Source organism: Nocardioides sp., assembly GCF_047602075.1.
Taxonomy (GTDB): domain Bacteria; phylum Actinomycetota; class Actinomycetes; order Propionibacteriales; family Nocardioidaceae; genus Nocardioides.
On sequence record NZ_JASGIF010000002.1, the window covers coordinates 827,364 to 852,768 of the forward strand.

Sequence of the window (25,405 nt, forward strand, 5' to 3'; positions counted from 1 at the left end):
CACGGCGCTGTGGGGCCCCTGTGCCCGCCCGGCCACCGCGTCAGGCTCACCGCCCGCAGCCGGGGTTCCGCTCACCCGCCGCCGTGGTCACCGCCCCGCGATTGATCGATGGCGTCGACGCGCCCTGGGACTATGCGGCCCGTCACGGAGGCGATCTGGGTTCTGTCAGGATGACGGGCGTGGACGCGTCGGTGGAGTTCGAGGTGACGGTGCCCATCGCTGAGGGGCAGTACTACCTGGGTGCGGGTTATCCCGCCGGTGAGCTTCGGATCCCGATGTCGCTGCTAGACGACGGGGGCCTGATCCTGCTCACGGAGTCCGAGGCCGAAGAGGTGCTGTTGCGGATGGCCATCCGGCCAGGTCCCGCGCCTGAGGACGCCGAACTAGGCCCCGTTGTTCACGCACGGGTCCCGTTGGCGTTGCGCACGTGGGAGGGCGACCCGGTGAGAGCGCCGTCGCTGCCTCCGGGTCGGTGGGTGCCTGAGTTGACTGTCGAGTTGGAGCCACCACCGGACCCGGACCACCCCTGGCTTGCTCGTGAGATCCACACCCTGACGTTCTATACCCTGGACCGAGAGGCGACCAGAGTCGCGCAGCACGGTTGGGACCCAAAAGAACTGGCTGCCTTGAATGACGAGGGTCCCCCGTCGGCTGACCGAGTGATCTGGGACGACTGCGTGGTTCGCAAGCCCGGAGCCACCCTGCTCAGTTGCGCGGCGGAGGTTCCGACGCTGCCTTCTCCCCGGGATCCGTTGGTGGTGTCTCTGCTCGATCCCCACACGATCTTCGTCTGGTCAGATCGCCGGGCCGACTGGGAGTGCAGCGTCGCCAAAGCAGCTGACCTGCGCTCGCTCGAGGGCGAAAACTGGCAGGTCGCGGCGACGATGGAGGTTTCACCCGACCAGATACTCCGCGTGATCGATGCCAACGGCGAATCCGCCCGTGGCTTTCCGGACCCCCTGGCCACCGGGCCCGCTGACGTGAAGGTCTTGACATGTCGCCCCGGATCTCAGTTCAGCGGAAGCATCTACAGCAACGACCTATGCGTCGAGGTGAGCCTGCTCTAGCCCGACAACCGATCGCTGACCTGCTAGTGCCAGCCAGCGAGCGCCTTCGGCGGGAACGTCGATCAAGTAGCTGAATCCGTCTTGTCGAGGTGTGCGCTACTGAACTGCAAGGCGACCCCTAGTTACAGAAGGGCTCAACTGTAACGTCGGAGTGGGGTTCCTTTACAGATGACATACCACCGCCATGGTCACCCTCCCAGGAGGATGGTGGTGGCTGGTCCCCGTTGTCCGGGTGGGTCGGAGGCGGACGGTGTCGCTTGCCAGGGTGATGGGACCACTGCGTTGCCACGAGCATGGGACCACCTGGAGTCGTGGGTGAGCATCACGGGGTCACGTCCTTGGTGTCAATGGCGCCACGCGGGTGGGTGTGTCGTTGGCGGTAGGAGGGGCCCTCGATGATGAGGGTGTGCGCGCCGGATGTGAGCCGGTCAACGGCGGACTGGGCGAGTAGCGCGTCGCTCATCATGGTCAGCCACTCGGCGGGCTCTCGGTTCGAGGTCACGATGGTGCTGGCTCGGTGGTGCCGTTCGACGACGAGTTCGTAGAAGTCGTTGGTCTCGGTGGCGTCGAGGGCTCGCAGCGCGAAGTCGTCGAGGATGAGTACGTCGACGCGGGCGAGTTTGCGGATCTCGGCCTCTAGGGTGTTGTCCAGCCGTGCGGCGCGCAGTCGGGTGAACAGCTTGTCGGCGCGGGCGGCATGGACGCTCAGACGGCGTCGGATGGCGATGTGGCCGAGCGCGGTGGCCAGGTGGGTCTTGCCGACCCCGACCGGTCCCAGGAGGAGGACCCCGTTGCCGGCCTCGGCGAACCGCAGGCTGGTCAGGTCGCTGAGCAGCGCCCGGTCGTAGGAGAGGTCGTCGAGTTCGTCCCAGGTGTCGAGTCGCATCGTGGGGTCGAGTCCGGCGGTGCGGGCGCGGAGCATCGCCGAGCGGGACTCCCGCCGGGTGACCTCGTCGGCCAGGACGAGTTCGAGGAACGCGGCGTGGCCCATCTTGCGTTGCCGGGCCAGCGCGAGCCGCTCGGGCAGGGTGTCCTTGAGCCCGCCGAGCTTGAGTGCCTTCAGGGTGCGCATCAGGTCGGTCCCGACCGGGTCCAGCGGCCCTGTCCGGGTGCTCGCCTCGGTGGTGGTTGCGGTGCTCATCGGTTTGGCTCCTTGCTGGCGGGCTCGGTGGCGCCGCCGGGGATGAGGGTGAGTTGGACGCTGCCGCGTCCGGCGTATTCGCTGGGATCGCGGGCGAACCGTCCTCCTGGTGAACCGGCCGCGGCGGGCAACACGGGTTCTTGCTGCTCGGTGGCTTTGGCGAGCATCGAGGCGATCTTCGACACCGACACGACCTCGAGGTCCAGGGAACGCTCGCAGGCGGCATCGACCGGGTCGGGTCCGTAGCGGCGGACCAGTCCCTGCAGCCGGTAGACGCTGCGCATCCGGGTCCAAGGGAGCGGGTCGTCGAGCAGCCGCTCGGCGTAGATCCCGATGTTCTCCCCGTGCCCGGCGCAGGTCGCGATGAGCCGGGACAGGTCCCGCAGCGCGTACCCGGCCTTGTGCTTGGGCAGGTCCTCCCGGTCGGGCCACCGGCCACCGGGCGGCTGCCGGGGATGGGTCTTGACCAGTCGCCCGGCCCCGGCGCCGCCGACGGAGTAGAGCTTGACCAGCGCCGAGTCGGCGCGCGCGTCCAGATGCCTGCCGATCAGGTGCTCGGGCACCGAGTAGAGCGCCTTGGCGACCTCGACGTGGTAGTCGCGGTGCACCTTGACCCGGGTGAAGACCGGCTGGTCATACGGCTCGGGTGCCGGCAGCAGAGCACCGGCCTCGAGCTCGGCGAAGGCCTCGGCAGGTCGTCGCTGGGTGGTGCCGTGGATGCGCATCCCGGCCCGCTCGGCGCACCAGATCTCGGCCCGAGCCTGGGCGTCGGCCAGGTCGGTGAAGGTCTCCCCGGCCCAGAAGTTGCCGCGCACGTACTGCACCACCCGCTCCACCCGCGGCTTGTCCTGAGGCTTGCGGACCCTCGCGGGGTCGGTGCCGAACCCGACGTGCTGGGCGTAGTCCAACCAGCCCACGCTCAGCTGCGGGTTGACCGCATCGGCGTTGGTGACCACCGGCTTGAGGTTGTCGGGGATCAGCACCTTGAAGCAGCCACCGAAGAACCTCCACGCCGCCTCGCAGCCCGCGATCACCGCGACCAGGGTCTGGGAGTAGGTCAACCACACGAACATGTGCCGGCTGACCACCGCAGTAAAGATCAACGCGTGCACCCGCCGCCGCCTCCCGGTCCCGGAGTCCAAGATGTAGCCCATCTGGCCGAAATCGATCTGGCACTCCACCCCGGGCTCCCCGTCGGCGACCCGCAGCGTGGTCTTCCGGACCCGGAAGCCGCATCGTTCGACCGCGAACCGGTGCAGCGTCCGATACGGGACAACGCAGCCTTGCCGGGCCAGCAACTCCTCGATCTTCACGATCGACAGCGGGTCCTCCCCCGGCCCGCCAGCCACCCACGAGCGGATCTGCTCCTCACGTCCGACCAGCAGCTCCCACGACGCGCCGTGCCCGTTGGGCCGGGCCGGGCGAACCGCCTCCACGACGAGGCCGACCAGCTCGTCGGTCACCGCCTCGACACCGGCCTCCCGGGTCAGCCCCGCGGCCTGGGCCGCCTCGACGTACCGGCGAACGGTCTTGCGGTCCACTCCCGCCCGCTCGGCCACCTTCCGCAGCCCGAGCCCCTCCAGCCACGCCCGGAGCACCTCGAACACCTCAACCACGCTGACCTCCCTGAATCCCACGCTCAACGACCTCCGCGTCCACCAACATGACGCGGGCAGTCAACGAGCCATCCGCGGACCCACCGGCAAGGCGCGCCGAGTGGTCCCATGACTGGCAACCCAGGTGGTCCCATGAACCTGGCAGAAAACCGGTCAACCCGGTCCCATACCCATGGCAGGCGACAGACGGGAGCGGGGTGCTGGCGCGGCAAGGCCTGCGGCGGCGGCAACCGTGCTAACCCCTCAACATCGGATCGTGTGTGGTGAGGTGTATCCGGCCTGCCAGGGTCGCCGGTCATAGTTCGGTTAGCCTGGATGGTCCAAGCGAAGAACCTAGGACGCTTCACGACCGACGTGTCGTCCCGTGATGGGCGTAGTCCGGGCCGATGTTCGTCGTGTGGGCCACGACGTAGACGGCGGACGGTTGCCTCGGTCGTCGCCGCACTCCCGCAAGGTTTCGAAACGGCGCGGAATGAGCAGTCGCCCAGCGACCGCAAACTGGGGATGGCAGCGTAGCCGCCATCCCCAGTCAGGTACTCGCCCGCTAGTAACGCAGCGTCACTCGTTGTACGGCAGGGTCTTGTACTTGCTCGACTTCTGGAGTGCCTGGCCGTCCTCGCCTGTGTAGCTAATGCTAAAGATCGCCAAGTTCACGCTAGCGCTCCATCCGCCATTTCCGTTCTGGTTGTGCTCGTGGTAGAACTTTCCATGCTTGTTGTCGTCGCATCCCAGTTTGTCCCGACGCATCTCAATCCACGCGAAACCCATGTCGGTCAACAATTGAAACGCCCTGGTGTCATCATTGACATTCCAGATGGTGCTGTTATGGTCGGCGTCTTTGCGAGAGCGTAGGTTCGTCTTCGTCCCATCCTGATCAAAGGTCTTCAGCCCAGTCGACGTGTTGGTCCAGCAATTCTGCGAGAAGTTGCTGACGGCGAGTGCAGCGGCATCATAGGGGTTCCCCGAGCCGATGTACTGATTCTTGTAGTTCCAACGACCGTAGAAGGCAATGTACTGCTTATCGCGGTCGATATAGGTTGCCCATTTCCCGCTGACGCCGAACAAGTCGTGTGGCAGGCCACCATCCCTCGTGACGATGTCGTCATCGCCGTCATCGTCAACGATCCTCACATTTGTAGCCCCGTTGAGGACAAGTTCGTCGGCTAGCGCTTCGTCAGAGAGATTGCCGAAGCCGTCCAGATTTATGTCACGTTGCGCTGTCGGTCCCGGACTGACATGTGCGCGACCACTCGGTGCTGGCTCTTCTAGAAGATCCTCTACAGCATCAGCCATCGGAGAGTAATCGGAATCAGTGCTGCTTAGCTTCAGAGGGACCCTCGGCGCAGTCTCAGCGGCGTCTGCAGCCAGGGGCGAGGCCGAAAGACCGAGTGCCAGGATCGCGACAAATCCGCTCGCAATGGCGCATGTATGTAGTTTTCTCGCGCTGGTCAGGTTCTCTTTGTTGTTGGTGACGGTGGAACTCGTGCTGCATGACCGAGATACGGCGTGCTAGACCTGCCACCAATCGGCTAACCGCCCCACGCCCACTAGCATGAGGAATGCCCCGAGAGTCAACAAGAACCAGCCAACTGCGACGCTCTGCTTCCTGGTCAGGATCACCTGAGTCAGGCATCCGCCGAAGATGAACACAGCGCCAACCGCAATCCAATCCCAAGCTATTGTGGCGGTCACAAGAACACTCTGTCACGCGGCGACGCGTTTTGATAGCAGCGACATCCTGAATCACAGTCTCAGCGGTTCGGCGGGGCCGCGGAGCTGGGGGCGGCGACGCCTTCGTCGGTGCCGGCGAGGCGCTGGGCGAGCCAGATCGGGATGACGGAGACGACGATCAGGGCGGCGGCGACGACGTTGACGACCGGGGCCTGGTTGGGGCGGAAGAGGTTCTGCAGGATCCAGATCGGGAGGGTCTCGATGCCCTGGCCGGCGGTGAAGGTCGTCACGATGATCTCGTCGAAGCTCAACGCGAAGGACAGCAGACCGCCCGCCAGCAACGCCGACCGGAGCATCGGGAGCGTGACCAGGCGGAAGGTGGTGAACGTTCCCGCGCCCAGGTCGGCCGAGGCCTCCTCGAGGCTGCTGCCGAGTCGGCGCAGGCGGGCGATGGCGTTGTTGAAGATCGTGACGATGCAGAAGGTGGCGTGCGAGACGATCAGGGTGAGGTAGCCGAGCTGGATCCCGAAGATCGTCAAGAAGGCGTTGGCGAGCGCGATGCCCGTGACCACGCCCGGCAGCGAGATCGGCAAGATGATCAGCAGGGACACCGCGTCACGGCCGAAGAACCGATAGCGGGTCAGGGCCAGCGCCGCCATGGTGCCCAGCACCAGTGCGATCACGGTGGCGATCACGGCCACCTGGACGGAGACCCAGATGGCGTCGCGGGCGCCCGGAGATGACCAGGCGCGGCCCCACCACTCGGTGGTGAAGCCGGTGGGCGGCCAGGCGAAGGTCTGGGAGGTGTTGAAGGAGTTCAACAGGACCAGCCCGAGCGGCGCGTAGACGAACAGCAGCGTCAGCAGGGTCAGCCCCGCGAGGGTCCATCGGATCGGCTTGGAGAGGTTCATCGCGGCGTCCTCACAGGTTCTCCAAGGCGCCGGTCCGTCGGATGGCGGCGAGGTAGACCAGCATGATCACGACCGGGATGGTCGACACCGCCGCTGCGAAGGGCATGTTGTTGCCGGTGAGGAACGAGTCGTAGACCACGTTGCCGAGCATCTGGTTGGGTCCGCCGACGATCCTGACCGCGATGTAGTCACCGAGTGTCAGCGAGAAGGTGAAGATCGAGCCCGCGACGAAGGCGGGGAAGAGCACGGGGAGGACGACGCGGCGCAGCGTCATGCCAGCCCCGGCACCGAGATCGGCCGACGCCTCGAGCAGCGAGTTGGGCAGCCGCTCCAGGCCGGCGTACATCGGCAAGATCATGTAGGGCAACCAGAGATAGGCCAGCGTCACCACGGTGGCGACCAGACCGTAGCCGGGAGTGTCCAGCCCGAACGGCTGGGTCAGCCAGGCCACCGGGCCGGAGGAGGAGAACATCCCGCGCCAGGCGTACGCCTTGACGAGGTACGACGCCCACAGCGGCGTGATGGCGAGAATGACCAGGATCTTCTGCGTCCGCCGGGAGGCCACCTTCGCCATGTAGAGCGCGATCGGGAAGGCCAGCAGTGCGTCGATGATCGTCACCGAGACCGCGGTGAGCAGGGTCCGGAAGGTGACGGTGCGATAGACCTCGACGGTGAACAGGGTGCGGTAGTTGTCCAGGTTCCACACCCGCTCGACGCCCTGACCGAACGGCCCGGTCGTCCACAGCGAGGTGACGAACATCGCCGCCAGGGAGCCGAGGTACAGCACTCCCAGCCACAGCATCGGCGGACCGAGCAGCGCGGCCAGGCCGAAGCCGGACCGCCGCGAGCCGCGCCGGGATCGCCCCGGCGTCGGCTGCTCCACCGCGGGTGACTGGGAGTGCTGACCGTCGGACAAGGGTCAGCCCTTGATCTCTGTCCAGGCCGTCTGCCAGTCCTGGTACGTCGTGCACTTGACGTCGGTGCGACCGTCGAGGCACTCCTCGATCGGGGTCGTCCAGTACCAGATCTTGTTGGCGTAGTCGGCGTCCCCGGCGTGGTAGCTGTCGCAGAAGCCCTCCGAGGCCAGGTCGCAGGCCTTGGCGTTGGCCGGGGCCTCACCGAACCACTCGGCCACCGCGGCGTTCGCCTCCGGGGAGATGATGTGGTTGAGCCACGCGTATGCGCAGTTCGGGTGCTCGGTCTTGGAGCTGATCATCCAGGTGTCCGACCAGCCGGTCGAGCCCTCGTCCGGCAGGAACGCCTCGACCGGGACCTTCTCGGACTGGGCGAGGTTCACGATCACCTGCCAGCTGGTGCCGATCACCGAGTCGCCGTTGGTGAACGCCTGAATCTGCTTGAGGTAGTCCGACCAGTACTCCCCGATCGACTCGCGCTGCTTCTTCAGCACGTCGACGGCTGCCGCGAGCTGGTCCTGGTCCAGTGCGTAGGGGTTCTTGATGCCCAAGTCGGGCTGGGTGTTCATCAGGTAGAGCGCGGCGTCGGCGATGTAGATCGGCGAGTCGTACGCCGTCACCTTGCCGGCATACTTGTCGGCATCGGTGAACACCGCGCTCCAACTCGTCGGGGCAGGCGAGACGACCTTGGTGTTGTACATCAGCAGGTTGGCGCCCCAGCCGTGCGGGACGCCGTACATCTGGCCGTTCACCGAGTTCCAGTCGCGGTCCTTGAGGAAGTCGTAGACGTCGGCGTAGTTGGGGATCAGGTCGGTGTTCACCGGCGCGACCTCACTCGCGGCGATCAGCCGCAGGGAGGCGTCGCCAGAGGCGGAGACGACGTCGTACTGACCCGAGCTCATCAGGTTGACGGCCTCGTCGGAGGTGTTGAAGACCTTGATGCTGGCCTTGCAGCCGGTGGCCTTCTCGAAGGGCGTGACCCAGTCGACGCTCTTGTCGGTGGAGCCGTCCTCGGCATAGCCGGGCCAGGCCAGGATGCTGATCTCGCCCTCGTTGTCGCCGAGTTCGCTGGCCATCGGGACGTCCGGCGCGGTGAAGCCACCGGAGCCCTCCTCGCTGCTGCCCTTCTCGGCACCTCCCGAGGAGGTGCCGCAGGCTGCCACGGCCAGCAGGAGTACGGCGGCGCCCGCCACCACTCCTGCGCGTCGCTTGGTTCTCATGGTGTCTCCTTCTGGTTTGGCCGGACGGCCAGGGTTGGTCGGGGACAGGATCGTGGGTGGTTAGGTCAGCCTGAGCTGGCCAGGGAGATGACGTGTTCGTCGGCCCAGGCCAGGTCGACTCGTTGGCCGCTGTGGGAGAGGGCCTGGTCGGCGGAGCCTTGCAGGTTCTGCCGGAGCACGGTCAGCGACCCACCTGCGTCGAGGTCGACGACGTAGTGGGTGACCGAGCCGAGATAGACCACGGCTGCCACGGTGCCGCTGGCGCGGGCGGGCTCCCCGAGCTGGCCCGCGGCCGCGAAATGGATCTTCTCGGGTCGGATGCTGAACGTGCCGGCTCGGCCGACCAGCTGCTCGGCCGCGGCGCCCGTCAACAGGTTGGAGGTGCCGACGAACCCGGCGACGAAGCCGGAGGCCGGCTGCTCGTAGAGCTCGGCCGGTGCGGCGACCTGCTCGATGCGACCGTCGTGGAAGACCGCGATCCGGTCGCTCATGGTCAGCGCTTCCTCCTGGTCGTGGGTGACGAACACGAAGGTGATGCCGACGTCGCGCTGGATCTGCTTGAGCTCGATCTGCATCTCGCGGCGCAGCTTCAGGTCCAGAGCGCCGAGGGGTTCGTCGAGGAGCAGCACCTTGGGGCGGTTCACCAGCGCCCGAGCCAGGGCGACCCGTTGTCTCTGTCCGCCGGAGAGCTGGCCCGGCCGGCGGTCGGCGTACCCCGTCAGCCGCACCGTCTCCAGGGCCGCCTCCGCGCGCTCGCGTCGCTCGGGTCGGGGCACCTTCTTGACCCGCAGGCCGTATTCCACGTTGCTTAGCACGTCCATGTGCGGGAAGAGCGCGTAGTCCTGGAAGACGGTGTTGACGTCGCGCGCGTTGGGTGGGCGGCCGGTCACGTCCTCGCCGCCGAGCCGGATCGTTCCCGAGGTCGGCTCCTCGAAGCCGGCGACCATCCGCAACACAGTGGTCTTGCCGGACCCCGACGGTCCGAGCATGGAGAAGAACTCGCCGTCGGCGATGGACAGGTCGACCCGGTCGACGGCGACCACGTCACCGAAGTGCTTGGAGACCCCGTCGAGGCTGATCGCGGCGGGCGCGGAGGATGTGCTCGGGCTGGTGGACGCGGTCATCGGGTCTGCCATGGCCGGTCGTGGCTCCTTCGAGTGCCGGGCTCCGTCGGGTGCCGGGGGTTGCTTCTACGTCGATTCCGGGTGCGTTGAACCCTAAGACAGGAGGATTCAGTGACACAACGACCGTCCCGGCACCGAAATCTGATCGATACACGCCCGCGGTCGCGATTCCCTCCCGCGAGATGTCGCTGACCCGGCGCGCGGGTGCGCCGGGTCAGCCTTGGGTGGTCAGTCGAGCCCAGGCTCGTGCAACTGGACGGCGCGGTTGCGACCCATCTGTGCGAACGCCTCCGGCTCCCTGCTCTTCAACACGGCGGCCGAGACCGCACCGATGGCGGCGCCCAGCGGGATCAGGCCGACCAGGGTCACGGTCAGGCCAGTGCTTGCACCGGTCAGATCCTTGAACTTGGCGGTCGCGAACACCGACAACAACACCAGGGCGACGCCCGAGACGATCGGGGCGACCTTGGTGCGCCACGGGTTGCTCTCCAGCCCAGGGCGCTTGGCAAAGAATGCGAGCACCGCGAATGCCGCGACGGCCATCAGGTAGGTGATCGCGAGGGTGCCGAGTTGGGTCAGCCAGGTGAACAGGTGCAGCACCGGGTCCTGCTTGGTCACGGCGAAGGCGACGATCACCACGAAGGCCAGCACGCTCTGGCTCAGTGAGCCCATGTGCGGGGAGAGGTGAACCTCGTGGGTCCTGCCGAGGCGTTCGGGCACCAGCCCCTCCCGACCGAGCGCGTAGGCATAGCGCGCGACGGCGTTGTGGAAGGCCAGCAGCGCGGCGAAGACCGAGGTCGCGAAGAGGAACAGCATCACCTTCATGGTCAGGAACTCACCGATGTAGGGGACCGCCATGGCGAACAGGAAGTTCGTGGGGTCGCCGCCGAGGTCGTCGCTGACCAGGAATTGCTGCAGCGTCGCGTTGTCGCCGTACGCATTGACCATCAGCCAGGAGGTGAACAAGAAGAACAGCCCGATCGTCAGCACCGCGAGATAGGTGGCGCGCGGGATGGTGCGCTGGGGGTTCTTGGCCTCCTCGGAGTAGATCGTGGTGGCCTCGAAGCCGACGAAGGACGCGGCGGCAAACAGCAGGCCGATGGCCGGACTCCCGGTGGTGAAGGAGCCCCAGCTGAATGAGCTCGCGTTCAGCGCCTGGCCGGAGGCGCTGGCGCCGCCCTTGGCCAACACCATCAGGTCGAAGATCAGCACGATCACGAACTCGCAGGCCACCAAGATGCCGAGGACCTTCAGCGACAGGTCGATCTGGCGGTAACCCAACACCGAGATGATCGCCCAGGCGAGCAGCGCCATCACCCACCACGGGATGTTCCAGCTGGAGTTGAGGGTGCTCAGGTAAGCCGACGAGGCGAAGCCCCACAGGCCGTAGAGGCCGGTCTGCATGGCGTTGTAGCCGACCAGCGCCACCCAGGCGGCCGCACCGCCGGCGTGGCCGCCCATCGAGTGCGCCACGTAGGAGTAGAACGCACCCGCGGACTGGTGGTGACGGGCCATCGCGACGTAGCCGACCGCGAAGATCAACATCACCGTCGTGACGACGAGGTAGGTCGAGGGAATGCCGGGGCCGTTGCCGAGCAGCATCGAGACGGGCGCGCCGCCTGCCATTCCGGTCAGCGGGGCTGCGGCCGAGATGACGAAGAAGGCGACGGCCAGTACACCCAGACGGTTGTGTCGGAGCTGCTGTTGATCGCGGCGCGCGATCGACTCCGAGGTCGGCGCAGGCTCGGCGTTGGTCATGTGGTTCTCCACGGGTGCGAGGGATCAGGGACCGTGCTGGGCCTTCCCGAGGGCTGCGGTGATCTCGTGCGGGGATCTCGTGCAGACGTCCTTGTCCGCCAGATCACAACCGAGGCCGTTTGGCCCCGTACGATATGGGTCGGCTCCGGGGTTGCCAAGCCCCCCGCCCGGAGGGCCGCCGGATTTCTTGACCCTGTGCAGCCCGACCAATACGTTTGGCCCCAAACGATTCCTGGGTGAGGGTTGCCTCACTTGGACGGATCCGCAAACGGGCACCGAGTGAAGGGGAACCGATGGCCGAACTGGCGACCACGGCCGTGGTCGAGGGGGTCGAGGTCGATCTTCGGCATTGGATCGGGGGCGAGCGAGTCGCTTCCGCGAGCACGTTCGCCGACATCTCGCCGATCGACGAGGCAGAGATCGCGCAGGTGCATGCGGGTGGGGCCGAGGAGGTCGACCGTGCCGTGGCCGCCGCCCGGGCCGCCTTTCCGGCGTGGGCTGGCCTGCCGGTCGCCGAGCGGTCGGCGATCTTGCGGCGTGTCGCGGACGGGATCGAGGCGCGGGTCGAGGACCTGTCCCGGGTCGAGACCCGGGACAACGGCTCCCTGATCCGCTCCCACCGCCGCGGGGTGATGCCCAGGGTGGCGATGAACTTCCGGTTCTTCGCCGACTACGCCGAGGAGCAGCTGGGCCATCCCGACATGGACGTGCGCGGCCACCGGGAGCGGGTGAGCTACGACCCGGCTGGTGTCGTCGCGATCATCACGCCGTGGAACGCGCCGCTGATGCTGGCGACCTGGCGGATCGGACCGGCGTTGGCGGCAGGGAACACTGTCGTGGTCAAGCCGCCGGAGTGGGCGCCGCTGACCGCGAGCCTGCTCGCCGACGTCATGGCGGAGGCCGGGATGCCGCCAGGGGTGTTCAACGTGGTGCAGGGCAGTGGCCGGGAGGCGGGCGCCCCGCTGACCGCGCACCCGGGCATCAACCGGCTCTGCTTCACCGGCTCGGTGCCGACCGCCGGTGTGATCGCCGCGGCGGCCGCGCCCAACATCGTGCCGCTCTCCTTCGAGCTCGGCGGCAAGTCGCCGCTGGTGGTCTTCGCCGACGCCGATCTCGACCTGGCCGTCGACTTGGCGGTCGAGCAGTTCGACAATGCCGGGCAGGTCTGCCTCAAGGCGGCGCGGATGCTAGTCGAGTCCTCGATCGCCCGGGAGTTCACCGCGCGCGTGGTGGCCAACGCGGCCCAACTGCGCCAGGGTGACCCGCGCGAAGAGGGCACCGACGTGTCCGCACTGGTGCACCGCACCCACTTCGAGAGGATGGCCGGCTTCGTCGAGCGCGCTCTCGCCGACGGCGCGAAGGCGCTGTTGGGTGGTGGTCCCAACGACGACCTCGGCGGTCTCTACTTCCGGCCCACCATCCTGGTCGACGCCGAGCCCGGTTCGGAGATCCTCACCGAGGAGGTCTTCGGGCCGGTGGTCACCATCGAGACCTTCGAGACCGAAGACCAGGCCGTGGAGATGGCCAACGACACGCCGTTCGGCCTGGCGGCCACGTTGGTGACCGGCGACCCGGCTCGCGCGGAGCGGGTCTCCGGCCGGCTCAACGCGGGCACGGTGTGGGTCAACTGCTTCTTCGTGCGCGACCTGGGCGCGCCGTTCGGCGGCAACGGCAAGTCCGGCATCGGCCGCGAGGGCGGCATCTGGAGCTTCGACTTCTACACCGATATCAAGAACTCCGTCTTCGCGCCGACCGGGTGGCGATCATGACGAAGACGCCCGTGCCCGGTCGCGGGAAGACCATTGACAGCGTGTTCGGCCCGACGGGCTGGAAGGAGTGACATGGGCGAGGTAGTAGGTGCCGGTCTGCTGGCGCACGTCCCGACGATCATGCTGCCGGAGGACACCCGGCGCGAGCTCAACAAGGGCGCCGACTTCAGTCTGGTCGAGGCGCTGCACCAGCTCCGCAAAGACGTCTTCGAGACCGTCGACTACGACACCGTCGTGGTCGTGGACTCACACTGGTTCACCACCGTGGAGTTCGTGGTCACCGCTCAGGACCGCCGTGCGGGACTGTTCACGGCCGAGGAGCTGCCGCGCGGGATGTGCCGCATCCCTTACGACTGGCAGGGGGACCCCGAGCTGGCCTGGGCGATGGACCGCCTGGACGCCACGCACTCGACCTGGGTGACGGCCATCGACGACGCCTACCTGCCGATGTACTACGCCACCCTCAACCTGTGGAAGTTCCTCGGCGAGGGACTGGACAAGCGCTGGATCTCCGTCAGCGTGGCGCAGACCGGCGAGGCGGAGGACTTCCTGCGCTGCGGCCGGGTGCTCGGTGACGCGATCGCCGAGACCGACCGCAAGGTGCTGCTGATCGCCTCGGGCGCGCTGTCCCACACGTTCTGGAAGCTGCGTCAACTGCGCGACCACGAGGCCGCCGGGGTCGAGCACATCCGGACGCCGGAGGCGTACGCCGCCGACATGGACCGGATCGCCTGGTTCAAGGAGGGCGACCACGCCCGGGTGCTCGACACGATGGGTGAGTTCATGCCCTATCGGCCGGAGGCGATGTTCGCCCACTACCTGCTGATGGCGGGTGCGCTCGGTGAGGGCGACAACACCTCCAAGGCCCGGCAGTACGGCGACTACGAGAACTCCATCGGCACCGGTCAGGTGCACCTGTGGTTCGACCGCCCCGACGCTGGCTTCCCTCGAGCGCATGCGACACCGGAGGACCCGGAGTACCTTCGGCAGATGGCCGGCCCGGACCTGACCGCGGCCGGTTGAGCATCCGGCGGACGTCATAGCGGCGGGTCGCCCGGGCGACCGGTCAGGATGACGTCCTCAGCGACACCACCCCGCGACACCACCCGAAGGAGCACCATGACTCTCCGCGAGACCCGCCGCATCCTCTTGGACGGCAACCCGGTCGAGGTCGTCCGGCGCGACGACACGCTGGTGGCCGGCGACGGTCGCGAGGTGGCCATCGCCGATGCGATCCACCTGCCGCCGGTGACGCCGTCGAAGATCATCTGCGTGCACCTGAACTACATCTCCCGGGTCACCGAGATGATGACCTCGCTGCCGCAGGCGCCGACGTACTTCCACAAGCCCGTCTCCGCGCTGAACTCCCACGAGGCGGCCGTGGTGCGGCCGGAGAGATGCGAGTGGCTCAACTACGAGGGCGAGATCGCCATCGTCATCGGGCGGACCTGCCGCAACGTCTCGCCGCAGGAGGCGGGGGACTACATCCGCGGGTTCACCGTCGCCAACGACTACGGCCTGCACGACTTCCGCGACACCGACTCCGGTTCGATGCTCCGGGTCAAAGGGGCCGACACGCTCTGCCCGGTGGGTCCGGGCGTCGTCGAGGGCTGGGACTTCCGCGGCAAGCAGATCCGCACCCTCGTCAACGGTGAGGTGCGCCAGGACGGCAACACCGACGAGATGGAGTGGGACATGCACTACCTCGTCGCCGACATCGCCCGGACGATCACCCTGCAGCCTGGTGACCTGCTGCTGTCCGGCACCCCGGCCATCTCGAGGACGGTCTACCCCGGCGACGTGGTCGAGGTCGAGGTCGAGGGCCTCGGCACGCTGCGCAACCACATCGTCACCGGGCCCACCCCGATCCGAGACGACGTCGGCGCCCAGCCGACCGAGTCCGAAGAGGTCCTGTCGACCGCACAAGGTGGTGACTGGGAGTTCCGCGGGATCCGCAAGCCGCTCCCACCGACGCCGTGACGCGGCCGCTGATCGCGATCCCGGCCCGGTTCTCCGAGAGCGCCTCGGCGCTGCGCTATCGCGCGGTCGTCGCCTCCCGCAAGCTCATCGCGGCGGTCTACGCCGCCGGCGGGGAGCCCCTGATGGTGTTCCCCGCAGCACCGGGCGGCGAGGTCGACGACGAGGAGGTCGCGCAGCGCCTGCACTGGGCCGATGGTGTCCTGCTGCCCGGCGGCGGCGACATCGCCGCCCACTGGTCGGGTCAGCCCGACCACGCGAGCCTCTACGACGTCGACGACGAGCAGGACGCCTTCGACCTCGCGGCCGCCCGCGTGGCGCTCGCCGCCGGCGTGCCTCTGCTGGCGATCTGCCGCGGGACCCAGGTCGTGAACACCGTCCGCGGCGGCACCGTGGTGCAGGACATGGACGAGCACGGCGGGGAGATCGGCCATCACCGCAACCGGGTCCACCGTGTCAGCATCGACTCGGGGTCCCGGGTGGCCACCGTCTTGGGCGATGCCGTCGAGGTCTCCTGCTACCACCACCAGTGTCTGGCCGAGCTCGGCTCCGGGATGGTCGTCACCGCACGCTCCGAGGAGGGCGTGGTCGAGGCCGTCGAGATCCCCGAGGCTCGTGGCTGGTTCCTCGGCGTGCAGTGGCATCCCGAGGACACCTGGGACGTCGACCCCCAGCAGCTGGCCGTGCTCCGCGCCTTCGTCGACGCCGCCCGGGGTTGACGAAGCCCCGGGGTTCCCCGCCGACACACACCGGTCTACCGTTCCGCCATGCCGCTCTACCCGCCCAAGCCGCAGCCGGGGGACCAGGTGGCGGTGCTGTCGCCGGGGGCCGCGCTGCCGGAGGTCTTCCCGGCGCCGTACGAGCTCGGCCTGCGCAGGCTCCAGCGAGACTTCGGGCTGCGGCCGGTGGAGTACCCCACCACCCGACGGTGGTCGAGCCCGCGGGCACGCGCCGCGGATGTGATGGCGGCGTTCGCCGATCCGGAGATCAAGGCGATCGTGACCAGCATCGGTGGCAGTGACCAGCTCAAAATCCTGCGCTATCTCGACGCCGACCTGATCCGTGACAACCCCAAGCCGTTCTTCGGGATCAGCGACAACACCAACCTGCATCACTATCTCTTCAACCTGGGTCTGGTGTCCTACTACGGCGGCACGGTGATGACCATGCTCGGTCGGCCCGGTGCCCTCAACGACCACAGCGCCTATGCCTTCACGATGGCGATGTTCACCTCGGAGTGGTACGACCTGCGCCCCGCCGACGTCTACACCGACATGGAGCGCGACTGGGCCGAGCCGGGTTGGGCGAGCTCCGCGCCAGAGATGATGCCGGGCACCGAGTGGATCTGGCACGGCCCCGCCGAGCAAGTCGAGGGCAGGTTGTGGGGAGGCTCGCTGGAGATCGTCGACTTCCAGCTGCGAGCCAGCCGCTACGTCCTGCCCGAGGAGCAGTACGACGGCGCGGTGCTGTTCTTGGAGACCTCAGAGGAGCTGCCCTCCTCGGAGTACGTCTGGCGCGTCCTTATGTGCATGGCCGAGCGCGATCTGCTGCAGCGGTTTGCGGGGATCTTGATCGGCCGACCGAAGGCGTGGTCGCTGGAGCGACGCCACAGCCCTACCCGACGGGCGGGCTACGTGACCGCCCAGCGCGAGGCCGTGTTGGAGGTCTTGCGTGAATATCATGTCGAGGTCCCCACTGTCTTCGACGTCGACCTGGGCCACACCGACCCTCAACTCGTCGTCCCCCACGGCGGCCTGGTCCGCCTCGACGGCGCGGAGCGCACCATCTCGGTCCGCTACTAGCGGACCTGCCCGGTGACGCCCGCCGGCGATGCCCCGCGGTCAGTCGTCTGCGCAGTCCTCGCTGCTGGTGACGATCTGTCGGAGGAGCCGGGTGAGGGTGTCGACCTCGGCTGCGGTGAACTGCTCGACCAGATCCGCCTCGGCGAGGTTGAACTGGGGGTAGATCTCGGCCATCAGGGACTTCCCGGCCGGGGTCAAGGTCAGCTCCACCAGTCGGCGGTCGACCGTGCTGGGGATGCGGACCACCAGGCCACGGCCGACCAGGGTGTCGGTGACTCCGGTCAGGGTCGCCTTCGAGATGCCGACGTTCTCGGCGACGTGGCGGGTCTGCATGCTCTCCCAGATCCACAGCAGCCACAGCACCAAGAAGCCGGTCCAGGTCAGGTCGTTGGGCCGCAGGACCGAGTTCGTCAGGTGCTGGCGTGCCGCGTTGGCGGCCCGGTAGAGGCTGGAGATCGCATGGGCAGCGTGGAAGTTCAGCGCCAGATCGGCGACGCGCGCGTTCATCGCCCTCTCGGTCTCCTCGAGGGTGTGCTGATCCGGCATGCGTCGACCCTACTCGGCGCCCCGGTCAGAGGTAGTACGGTCCCGATTGGCTGGGCCCTCCACAGAAGTCCAGCCAATCGGGACCGTACTACCGTCGCGGAGCGGTGCCCGGGCGTCACCGCAGGGTTGGTAGCGTCCTCGCGTGCACTACGTCCTCACCCTCTCGTGTCCCGACCGTCCCGGCATCGTGCGGGCGCTGGCCGAGGGAGTCGTGTCGGTCGGCGGCAACATCGTGGAGAACGCACAGTTCTCCGATCCGGTGACGGGCATCTTCTGCATGCGCACCCACTTCGAGGCCGACCGTGACGACACCGATGGTGTGCGCGCGGCGCTTGCCGCGCAGGTGGCGGCGTACCAACCGATGCTGACGATCCGGCCCGTGCAGGTACGACGGCGCGCGCTGATCATGGTCTCGAAGTTCGACCACTGCCTGGTCGACCTGCTCTACCGGTGGCAGATCGGCGAGCTGCCGGTCGAGCTGCCCGTGGTGGTCTCCAACCACGAGGACTGCCGAGAGATCGTGGAGCGCGCGGGTGTGCCCTTCGAACACATCCCGGTGACCGGGGCGACCAAGCCCGAGGCGGAGGCGGCGTTGCTGGGGCTGGTCGAGGAGCATGACGTCGACTTCGTGGTGCTGGCCCGCTACATGCAGGTGCTCTCCGATGACCTGTGCCGCACGCTGTCGGGCCGGATGATCAACATCCACCACTCGTTCCTGCCGGGCTTCAAGGGTGCCAAGCCCTACCACCAGGCCTACGCGCGGGGCGTCAAGCTGATCGGTGCCACTGCCCACTACGTCACCGCCGATCTCGACGAGGGCCCGATCATCGAGCAGGACGTCGTCCGGGTCAGTCATGCCGACGACGCCTCCACCCTGGTCTCGATCGGCCGCGACGTGGAGCGTCGGGTGCTCTCCCACGCCGTGCGGCTGCACGCCGAGGACCGGGTCTTCCTCACCGGCGCCCGCACCGTCGTCTTCGACTGAGTGCGGTGACGTTGCGATTGGCCAGAAGAGCCAATCGCAACGCAGCTAACGTTCGTCAGCGCGGCCGTCGCGGAGAGGTCAGATGAGGCGCTCGAGGGTGGTGCCGCCGTTCCAGACGACGCCGACCTGGCGGTAGTAGCCGCCGATGATCTCATCGACGGTGAGCCGGGAGAGCTCCTCGGTAGGGGAGTCGTAGAGGTTGACCTCGACGTCACCGCGCCAGGACTGGCCACCCTCGAACTCGGCGCCGCCAGAGCGGATCAGCTCGGAGTAGACGTCGCGGCCACCCGCGATGTCGGGGTAGATGCGGTGGTGGGCCATCGGGTGGCCGTTGACGAAGCCGTTGCCGTCGGACTGCTCGCGCAAGGTGAGCACGACGTCGGCTAGGCGGCGGTCGCCGGCCGCGAGCGTCGCTCCGAACTGGCCACCGGGACCGATCACCGGCGAGGCGTGCGGGAAGGCGTGCGGCCGGGTTTGCCACATGGTGCCGAGCTTCTTGGGGTATCCCTGGTGCATGCCGCGGGCGATCGCGAAGTCTTTGTCGACCCAGATGTAGACGCACCGGGAGTAGACCTCGCCGCGGAAGGAGCAGCGGACCACGACGAAGCACTCCTTGTACTGCGACCGGACCGGGTCCAGCAACTCCTCGCGTGAAGCGGAACAGGACTGCCAATCTGCCCAGATCAGGGCGACCGCGCCGGGGTCCTCGGGGGCGAGCTCGAGTGGTGCCGGAAGGAGCTCGGCGACGCGGGCCGGGTCGGTGCGGTACTCCACGGTGAGTAGATCGCCGGAGTAGTACCACGGCGGCGACGGGATCAGGGAAGCCTGGCCGGACGCCGTACGGGGGAAGAAGAAGCCCTTCAGTTCGGTCATGCCGGGTGCTCCTGATCGTGAGGTGGAAGCGGATTGCCAGGTCGGGGTCTGCGCGACGGAGGTGGCCGTGGAAAGACGTTCGGGTCCGTACGATAGCCGCCGCGCCGTGCCCGGGGAACCTCTTGCCCGCTCCCGGGAGCGTCGGTACTGTTCGGACCCAAACGACATGCTGAGTGATCTGGCCCATGTCCTCCATCAGAAGGAGCCTGCCCATGGCGCACTTCGACACCTCCGGCCTCCAACCCGCGGCGGATCGGCTCACCGAACAGGGAATCGACGTCGTGCGGCTCGGGTACGCCGACATCATCGGCACCGACCGGGGTCGTGACGTCCTGGTGAATCGCTTTCCCCGAACGGTGGGCAGTGGCGTCGCCTTCTGCCGCTCCGTGTTCGGGACCACGCCTCGCGGTGGCGTGGTCGACATCGAGGGCGGGCTCTCCGCGGGCCTTCCCGACGTGGTGGCGTTCCCGGACGTCGACACCCTGCTCCCGATCCCCTGGGAGCCAGGCGTCGCGCACTGCATCGCGGACGTGTTCAACCCCGACGGGTCGCCCTCGCAGGAGAGCCCCCGCTACGTGCTGCGCTCGGTCATCGAGCGGTTCGGCGAGCTGGAGATGCAGCCGATCGTCGGACCGGAGCTGGAGTTCTACATCCTGGAGGAGTCGAAGAAGTCGGCGTCGGGCTGGCAGCGGTACGGCGAGGGCACCGGCAACGTCTACGTCTCGGGCTTCAAGGGCGACCCGCAGAACGTGCTGTTGGCCTCGCTGCGCATGCTCGGCGAGTACGGCATCGAGGCGATCGCAGCCAACCACGAGTTCTCCTCCGGCCAGTTCGAGATCAACCTCTGGCACGGTGACGCCCTGGGCGCCGCCGACCGAGCACACCGCTTCAAGCACGCTGTGAAGGAGTTGGCGCTCCGGGAGGGCCGGCTGGCCACCTTCATGCCCAAGCCATTCAACGACGAGGGCGGCTCTGGCTACCACCTGCACTTCTCGATGTGGTCGCCGGATATGGCCACCGCGTTGTTCGACGACCCCGACGGGCCACACGGACTCTCAGAGCTGGCACGCCACGCGGTCGGGGGGATCCTTGCCCACGCCCCCGCGCTGGCTGCGGTGGCGAACCCCACGATCAATTCCTACAAGCGGTTCGGCCCCGACACCCTCGCGCCGTGGCTGATCGACTGGGGCATGGACAACCGCTCAGCCATGGTCCGGATCCCGCCGGAGCGGGGCTCCGCCTCGCGGATGGAGTTGCGCTTGGGCGATGCCAGCGCCAACTCCTACCTCGCCATCGCCGGGATGCTGGCCGCGGCCCTGCTCGGCATCGAGAACAAGATCGAGCCTGCGGAGCCGCTGGTCGGCTACGGCTACGACCTCGCGAAGTCCGCGCAGTTGCCCAACAGCCTGGGCAAGGCGCTGGACGCGCTCGAGGCGGACACGGAGTTCGCCGAGGTCATGGGTCCGACGTTCGTCAACGCGTTCTTGACCTACAAGCGAGACGAGATCGAGCGCTTCAACACCTGGATCACCGACTGGGAGTTCCACGAGTACACCTATCACCTCTAGGCCGCTGAGGCATCCTGGGCGATCCCCCTCGGCGCCCTGAGCCGCCGAGCGGGCTGGTCCGTGGTGTCCGAATGAGCCCATATCCGAAGGAGTCGCTGTGCCACGACACGTCCCTGTCGCCCTCGAGGACGTCGACCTCTCCGACATCGACGGTTTCGCCGACCTCCGTGGCTTCAGCCAGCTCGACACGCTGCGCGCCGAGGACCCGGTGCATTGGAACCGGGAGGATGCGCCGAACAAGGGATTCTGGGCGATCACGAAGTACGACGACATCTGGACTGTCGACCGAGACCCGGAGACGTTCACCTCGGAGAAGTTCGTCAACATCGAGGAGGTCGACGACGACCTGATGGACTTCCGTCGGTCGCTGTTGGAGACCGACGGCACCCGGCACGCCGCTCTGCGGCGGCTCGTACAGCGCGAGTTCACCCCGCGCAACCTGATGAAGAACTACGAGGCGTTCCTGCGCGAGTTGACCAAGCGCACCGTCGACGCGGCGTTCGCCGAAGCCGCGGACAACGACGGCCAGATCGACTTCGTCGACAAGATCAGCGCGGACTTCCCGATCAACGTGCTGGCCCGACTGCTCGACGTGCCGCAAGGTGACACCGCGCAATTGATCGCCTGGGGGAACGAGCTGGTCGCCAACACCGACCCGGACTACGCCAAGGTGCGGTTCGACCTGGCGGAGTCCGACGAGTACCGCCATCTGCCCTTCCGGTCGCCGACGGTGCAGGAGGTCTGGGACTACGGGCAGGACCTGAAGAGCAAGCGCATCGGCGGCGACGGCGGTGACCTGGTCTCGATGCTGGCCAACCAGATGCCCGCCGACGGCGTCCCGCTCAGCCAGCAGGACTTCAACAACTACTTCTCGCTGCTGGTGATCGCCGGCAACGAGACCACCCGCCACGCGATCTCGAACTCCATGCTCGGACTGATCGAGCAGCGCGACCAACTCACTCGGCTGAAGGAGGAGCCCGCGCTGGTCCCCGACGCGGTCGAGGAGTTGCTGCGGTGGGCCTCGCCGGTCTACCACTTCCGGCGTACGGCGACCAAGGACGTCGAGCTCGGTGGGAAGCAGATCAAGGAGGGCGACAAGGTCGTCATGTGGTTCGGCTCGGGCAACCGGGACGACGCCATGTTCGAGGACCCCTACAGCATCGACGTGACCCGCAAGAACGTCGACCACATGACCTTCGGCAAGGGCAGCCCGCACCTGTGCCTGGGCAACAACCTGGCCCGGATGGAGATCCGGCTGATGTTCGAGGAGCTCCTCCCGCGCCTCGCCGACATCGAGCTGGCCGGCGACGTCACCCGGGTCCGCTCCAACTTCGTCAACGGGATCAAGAAGTTCCCGGTCAAGGTCACGGCCGCCTGACGCGCCGCCGGACGGCAGCGCGACAGGCGGCGTCGCAGTCTGGGCGGGCCGCAACCCGACAGCGCGGCGACGGCTCTACGGCTCCGTCAGCGGACTCCGCTCTCGTCGGCGACGAGGCGGTCGAGGATGCGGCGGACGGCGGCGGCCGCTGCGTCAGCGGCCACGCTCACCTCGGGGCGGTCGCCGTCCCTGTCGACGACCTGCTGCATGGTCTCCAGCACGTCGCGAACCCGGCGGTAGTAGCGGTCGAACATGGGCGCCAGGGTGCCGGTCGCGGCGGCGCCGGGGGAGAAGTTGCGGCTGACTCGCCAGATGTGGCGGGTGCTGGCCTCGTCGACGGGGGTGAGCGCATGGGTGAACAGGAAGCTCAGGGTCTGGTCCCCGGCTTCGATGTGCCAGCGGTCCACCCAAAGGCCAGGTGAGCAGAACTCGCCCTCCTCGCGCTGGGCGAAGGCCACGTCAGGGTCGAGGCCGGCCACCATCGAGTGCCACCCTGAGACCGGTCCGGGAGGGAAGTCCCGGGTGAAGCGCATCGTCGTCTCGCTGACCGTGACGTTCAGCGGTGGGGTGGGCCCGGCATCCAACGCCGGCGGTGCGATCTCGGGATCGACGTTGACGACGTGGGTGATGTCGGAGAAGTTGTCGATGAGCAGACGCACCGACGCTCGGGTCTCCCAGGCGTCGCCGAAGGAGGACCAGGCGGGATCGCGGAGCCAGGAGGTGTCCGGCGGGGGCCGGAGCCGGGCCAGGCTCGGATCGCCGGTCCAGACCCAGACGAACGAGCCGTCGTCGTGGCTGGGGAAGGCGCGCACGGCGACGCCGTACGGCACGTTGACCTGGGTGCGCACGCCGACGCAGCGGCCGTCGGGGGCGTACCGGAAGCCGGTGTAGCCGGAGACGATGTCGTCCCCGTCGACTCGTCCACCACTGAGTGGAACGGGTCGGTGCGCACACCGGTCCTCCAGCGCGACCGGTGCGCCGGAGGTGGTGCGGTAGAGCACGACCGACGTGGCGAGCACCCGCCGCGCCAGCGGTGTCCGGCCGACCTCGTCGGAGAGGGCGAGGGGATACCAGGCCGAGTGGGGGATCTGGGGGCGGCCGCGGCCGGGACGGGTGGTCATCGTGACTCCTTCCTCACGCGTCCAGCACGAGCCGGGGGCCCTTGGCGCGAGAGACGCAGACCATCATGCAATCGTGGGCTTCCTGCTCGTCGGGATCCAGCACGGAGTCGCGATGGTCGACCTCGCCTTCGAGGACACCGGTCTCGCAGGTGCCGCAGATGCCCTCGAGGCAGGAGCCGAGCACGGGGACGCCGGCGTCACGCATGGTGTCGAAGACGGTCTTGTCCGCGGGGACGGTCACCGAGATGCCCGTCCGCTGCAGCACCAGCTCGAAGGAGCCGTCCTCACCGTCGCGCTCGATCTCCTTCGCGGCAAACCGCTCCAGGTGCAGCGCCCCCGAGGGCCAGGCGGCGGCCTGCTGCTCGACCACTGTCAGCAGCGGCTCCGGGCCGCAGCAGTAGACCAGGGTGCGGGGGTCGGGAGCGCCGAGGATGCCGCCGATATCCAGCAGCCCCGCCTGATCCTGCGGCACGACGCTGACGCGGTCGGCATACTTCTCGACGACGTCGAGGTAGGCCATCGAGGCGCGGGTGCGCCCGCCGTAGTGCAGCTGCCACTCGGCGCCCGCGGCATCGGCCTCCTCGATCATCGGCAGCATCGGGGTGATTCCGATGCCTCCCGCGATGAAGACGTAGCGAGGCGAGGTGACCAGCGGGAAGTTGTTGCGCGGCCCCCGGATGCGGATCGTCTGGCCCTGCGCCAACTCGTGGACCTGCGCCGAGCCGCCTCGGCTGTCGGGGGTGCGCAGCACGGCGACGCGGTACGACGTCGGCTCGGCCGGGCTGCTGCAGAGGGAGTACTGCCTGACCAGGCCATCGGCGAGCATCAGGTCGATGTGCGCGCCGGGTGTCCAGGGCGGCAGCGGCGATCCGTCGGCATGGGCGAGCGTCACCTCGACCACGTCGTCGGCCGGGTGACTCAGCCCGGACACGATCACGTCGGCTTCGTACTCGCTGACGACCGTCGGTTGACTCATCTCCACACTCCACGTCCACGACGGCCCCGATGAGTGTCGGGGGTGAGCAGATGGTCGCGCGACCGGCACGCGACCATTAGGATCCGAACGATAATGGCCGCCGGGTGCGACGACAAGCCTCCCCGGTGGCCTCGACTCGTCGGGGCCCGACTCGGCCGTGACCGGTCCCAACCTGCCACGACGACGACCGCGACGAGACCCGGCTAGGGACACCTCGAGGGACAGCTCGAGGGACACGGCGAGAAGGAGCGCACCGCATGCGGGCACTGGTGATCCAGCACGACCACGTCTCCCCACCAGGTCCGGTCGGAGATCGGCTGACCGAGCGACTGGTCGACATGGACCTGCACCAGGTGGTGCCCGAGGAGCAGTACGACGCCCCGGGCGTCGCGCCTCGCTTCCCCACAGTGACCGACTACGACATGGTGGTGGTGATGGGCTCGGCCTGGTCGGTCTACGACGAGGAGCTCATCGGCTCGTGGGTGGTTCCCGAGGCGCAGCTGCTGCGCGAAGCCGACGCCGCCGATATCCCTGTGCTCGGCATCTGCTTCGGCGGGCAGCTGCTGGCCCAGGCCCACGGAGGTGGTGTCGAACGGTCGCCGGCGGCCGAGATCGGCTGGGTCACCATCGACTCCGACGACCCGGAGCTGGTGCCGCACGGGCCGTGGTTCGCCTGGCACTACGATCGCTGGACGCTGCCGCCCGGAGCCGAGGAGGTGGCTCGCAACGCGACCAGCTCCCAGGCATTCATGCTGCGTCGCAACCTGGCGGTGCAGTTCCATCCCGAGCTCACCTCCGGGATGCTGCATGGATGGCTCGACAACGGCGGGGACGCCGTGGCGCGGGCCAGCGGCTTCGACCCCGACCTGCTTCGCGAGGCCACCTGGGCCGAGGAAGCCGCCGCGTGCGCCCGTGCTCAGGCTTTGGTCGACACCTTCTTGGACCGGATCGCGCACCGCTGAACTCGAGCCGGCCGGTCCGCTCATGA

General features: G+C 67.9%; 22 protein-coding genes. 10 read left to right on the plus strand and 12 right to left on the minus strand.

Annotated elements, in window-relative coordinates:
• Window positions 1-179: 179 nt before the first annotated feature.
• Window positions 180-1,067: a hypothetical protein gene (locus tag QM714_RS16710; RefSeq protein WP_415102469.1), complete on the plus strand. Its 888-nt coding sequence runs from the start codon at window positions 180-182 to the stop codon at window positions 1,065-1,067.
• A 322-nt stretch (window positions 1,068-1,389) separates the two neighbouring features.
• Here the strand turns inward: QM714_RS16710 and istB are convergent, their stop codons facing one another.
• From istB to QM714_RS16750, 8 genes are all read right to left on the minus strand, one after another.
• Entirely contained in the window at window positions 1,390-2,208 is an 819-nt protein-coding gene (gene istB, locus QM714_RS16715) for an IS21-like element helper ATPase IstB (RefSeq protein WP_415102470.1), read from the minus strand.
• On the minus strand, window positions 2,205-3,824 hold the full coding sequence (istA, locus tag QM714_RS16720; protein ID WP_415102471.1) for an IS21 family transposase: 1,620 nt from the start codon (window positions 3,822-3,824) through the stop codon (window positions 2,205-2,207). The genes istB and istA overlap by 4 nt, the downstream gene beginning before the upstream one ends.
• A gap of 558 nt (window positions 3,825-4,382) precedes the next feature.
• Window positions 4,383-5,117, minus strand: a complete 735-nt coding sequence (locus QM714_RS16725; RefSeq protein WP_415102472.1) for a hypothetical protein — start codon at window positions 5,115-5,117, stop codon at window positions 4,383-4,385.
• A gap of 458 nt (window positions 5,118-5,575) precedes the next feature.
• A complete protein-coding gene (locus tag QM714_RS16730) occupies window positions 5,576-6,406 on the minus strand; it encodes an ABC transporter permease (protein ID WP_415102473.1) in 831 nt (276 codons plus the stop codon).
• Window positions 6,407-6,416: 10 nt separating this feature from the next.
• The gene (locus tag QM714_RS16735; protein ID WP_415102474.1) at window positions 6,417-7,289 is read right to left on the minus strand and encodes an ABC transporter permease; all 873 of its coding nucleotides are present in this window, start codon (window positions 7,287-7,289) and stop codon (window positions 6,417-6,419) included.
• A gap of 36 nt (window positions 7,290-7,325) precedes the next feature.
• On the minus strand, window positions 7,326-8,540 hold the full coding sequence (locus QM714_RS16740) for an ABC transporter substrate-binding protein (RefSeq protein ID WP_415102475.1): 1,215 nt from the start codon (window positions 8,538-8,540) through the stop codon (window positions 7,326-7,328).
• Between the two features lie 65 nt (window positions 8,541-8,605).
• The gene (locus QM714_RS16745; RefSeq protein WP_415102476.1) at window positions 8,606-9,676 is read right to left on the minus strand and encodes an ABC transporter ATP-binding protein; all 1,071 of its coding nucleotides are present in this window, start codon (window positions 9,674-9,676) and stop codon (window positions 8,606-8,608) included.
• Between the two features lie 216 nt (window positions 9,677-9,892).
• A complete protein-coding gene (locus QM714_RS16750) occupies window positions 9,893-11,422 on the minus strand; it encodes an APC family permease (protein ID WP_415102477.1) in 1,530 nt (509 codons plus the stop codon).
• A 293-nt stretch (window positions 11,423-11,715) separates the two neighbouring features.
• Here QM714_RS16750 and QM714_RS16755 point away from each other — a divergent pair, with 293 nt between their 5' ends.
• From QM714_RS16755 to QM714_RS16775, 5 genes are all read left to right on the plus strand, one after another.
• Window positions 11,716-13,191, plus strand: a complete 1,476-nt coding sequence (locus QM714_RS16755) for an aldehyde dehydrogenase (protein ID WP_415102478.1) — start codon at window positions 11,716-11,718, stop codon at window positions 13,189-13,191.
• A gap of 72 nt (window positions 13,192-13,263) precedes the next feature.
• Window positions 13,264-14,214 carry a catechol 1,2-dioxygenase gene (locus tag QM714_RS16760; RefSeq protein ID WP_415102479.1) on the plus strand — a complete coding sequence of 317 codons (951 nt, stop codon included), beginning with the start codon at window positions 13,264-13,266 and terminating at the stop codon, window positions 14,212-14,214.
• A 96-nt stretch (window positions 14,215-14,310) separates the two neighbouring features.
• On the plus strand, window positions 14,311-15,171 hold the full coding sequence (locus QM714_RS16765) for a fumarylacetoacetate hydrolase family protein (RefSeq protein WP_415102480.1): 861 nt from the start codon (window positions 14,311-14,313) through the stop codon (window positions 15,169-15,171).
• A complete protein-coding gene (locus QM714_RS16770; protein WP_415102481.1) occupies window positions 15,168-15,887 on the plus strand; it encodes a gamma-glutamyl-gamma-aminobutyrate hydrolase family protein in 720 nt (239 codons plus the stop codon). Before QM714_RS16765 ends, QM714_RS16770 begins: the two co-directional genes overlap by 4 nt.
• 48 nt (window positions 15,888-15,935) lie before the next feature.
• Window positions 15,936-16,970, plus strand: a complete 1,035-nt coding sequence (locus tag QM714_RS16775; RefSeq protein WP_415102482.1) for a S66 family peptidase — start codon at window positions 15,936-15,938, stop codon at window positions 16,968-16,970.
• A 39-nt stretch (window positions 16,971-17,009) separates the two neighbouring features.
• On the opposite strand, the gene QM714_RS16780 is transcribed toward QM714_RS16775, so the two are convergent.
• Window positions 17,010-17,516, minus strand: coding sequence for a MarR family winged helix-turn-helix transcriptional regulator (locus tag QM714_RS16780; RefSeq protein WP_415102483.1), 507 nt, complete (start codon window positions 17,514-17,516; stop codon window positions 17,010-17,012).
• Window positions 17,517-17,658: 142 nt separating this feature from the next.
• On the opposite strand from QM714_RS16780, the gene purU reads away from it, so the two are divergent.
• The gene (gene purU, locus QM714_RS16785; RefSeq protein ID WP_415102484.1) at window positions 17,659-18,501 is read left to right on the plus strand and encodes a formyltetrahydrofolate deformylase; all 843 of its coding nucleotides are present in this window, start codon (window positions 17,659-17,661) and stop codon (window positions 18,499-18,501) included.
• 78 nt (window positions 18,502-18,579) lie between these two features.
• Here purU and QM714_RS16790 read toward each other — a convergent pair whose 3' ends face one another.
• The gene (locus QM714_RS16790) at window positions 18,580-19,374 is read right to left on the minus strand and encodes an acetoacetate decarboxylase family protein (RefSeq protein ID WP_415102485.1); all 795 of its coding nucleotides are present in this window, start codon (window positions 19,372-19,374) and stop codon (window positions 18,580-18,582) included.
• A gap of 212 nt (window positions 19,375-19,586) precedes the next feature.
• Here QM714_RS16790 and QM714_RS16795 point away from each other — a divergent pair, with 212 nt between their 5' ends.
• Window positions 19,587-20,942, plus strand: coding sequence for a glutamine synthetase family protein (locus tag QM714_RS16795; protein ID WP_415102486.1), 1,356 nt, complete (start codon window positions 19,587-19,589; stop codon window positions 20,940-20,942).
• 97 nt (window positions 20,943-21,039) lie between these two features.
• Window positions 21,040-22,320, plus strand: coding sequence for a cytochrome P450 (locus QM714_RS16800; RefSeq protein WP_415102487.1), 1,281 nt, complete (start codon window positions 21,040-21,042; stop codon window positions 22,318-22,320).
• An 86-nt stretch (window positions 22,321-22,406) separates the two neighbouring features.
• Here QM714_RS16800 and QM714_RS16805 read toward each other — a convergent pair whose 3' ends face one another.
• Both QM714_RS16805 and QM714_RS16810 read right to left on the minus strand, forming a co-directional pair.
• On the minus strand, window positions 22,407-23,441 hold the full coding sequence (locus QM714_RS16805; RefSeq protein ID WP_415102488.1) for a Rieske 2Fe-2S domain-containing protein: 1,035 nt from the start codon (window positions 23,439-23,441) through the stop codon (window positions 22,407-22,409).
• Between the two features lie 13 nt (window positions 23,442-23,454).
• Window positions 23,455-24,417, minus strand: a complete 963-nt coding sequence (locus QM714_RS16810) for a PDR/VanB family oxidoreductase (protein ID WP_415102489.1) — start codon at window positions 24,415-24,417, stop codon at window positions 23,455-23,457.
• 257 nt (window positions 24,418-24,674) lie between these two features.
• On the opposite strand from QM714_RS16810, the gene QM714_RS16815 reads away from it, so the two are divergent.
• A complete protein-coding gene (locus QM714_RS16815; RefSeq protein ID WP_415102490.1) occupies window positions 24,675-25,379 on the plus strand; it encodes a type 1 glutamine amidotransferase in 705 nt (234 codons plus the stop codon).
• Window positions 25,380-25,405: the final 26 nt, after the last annotated feature.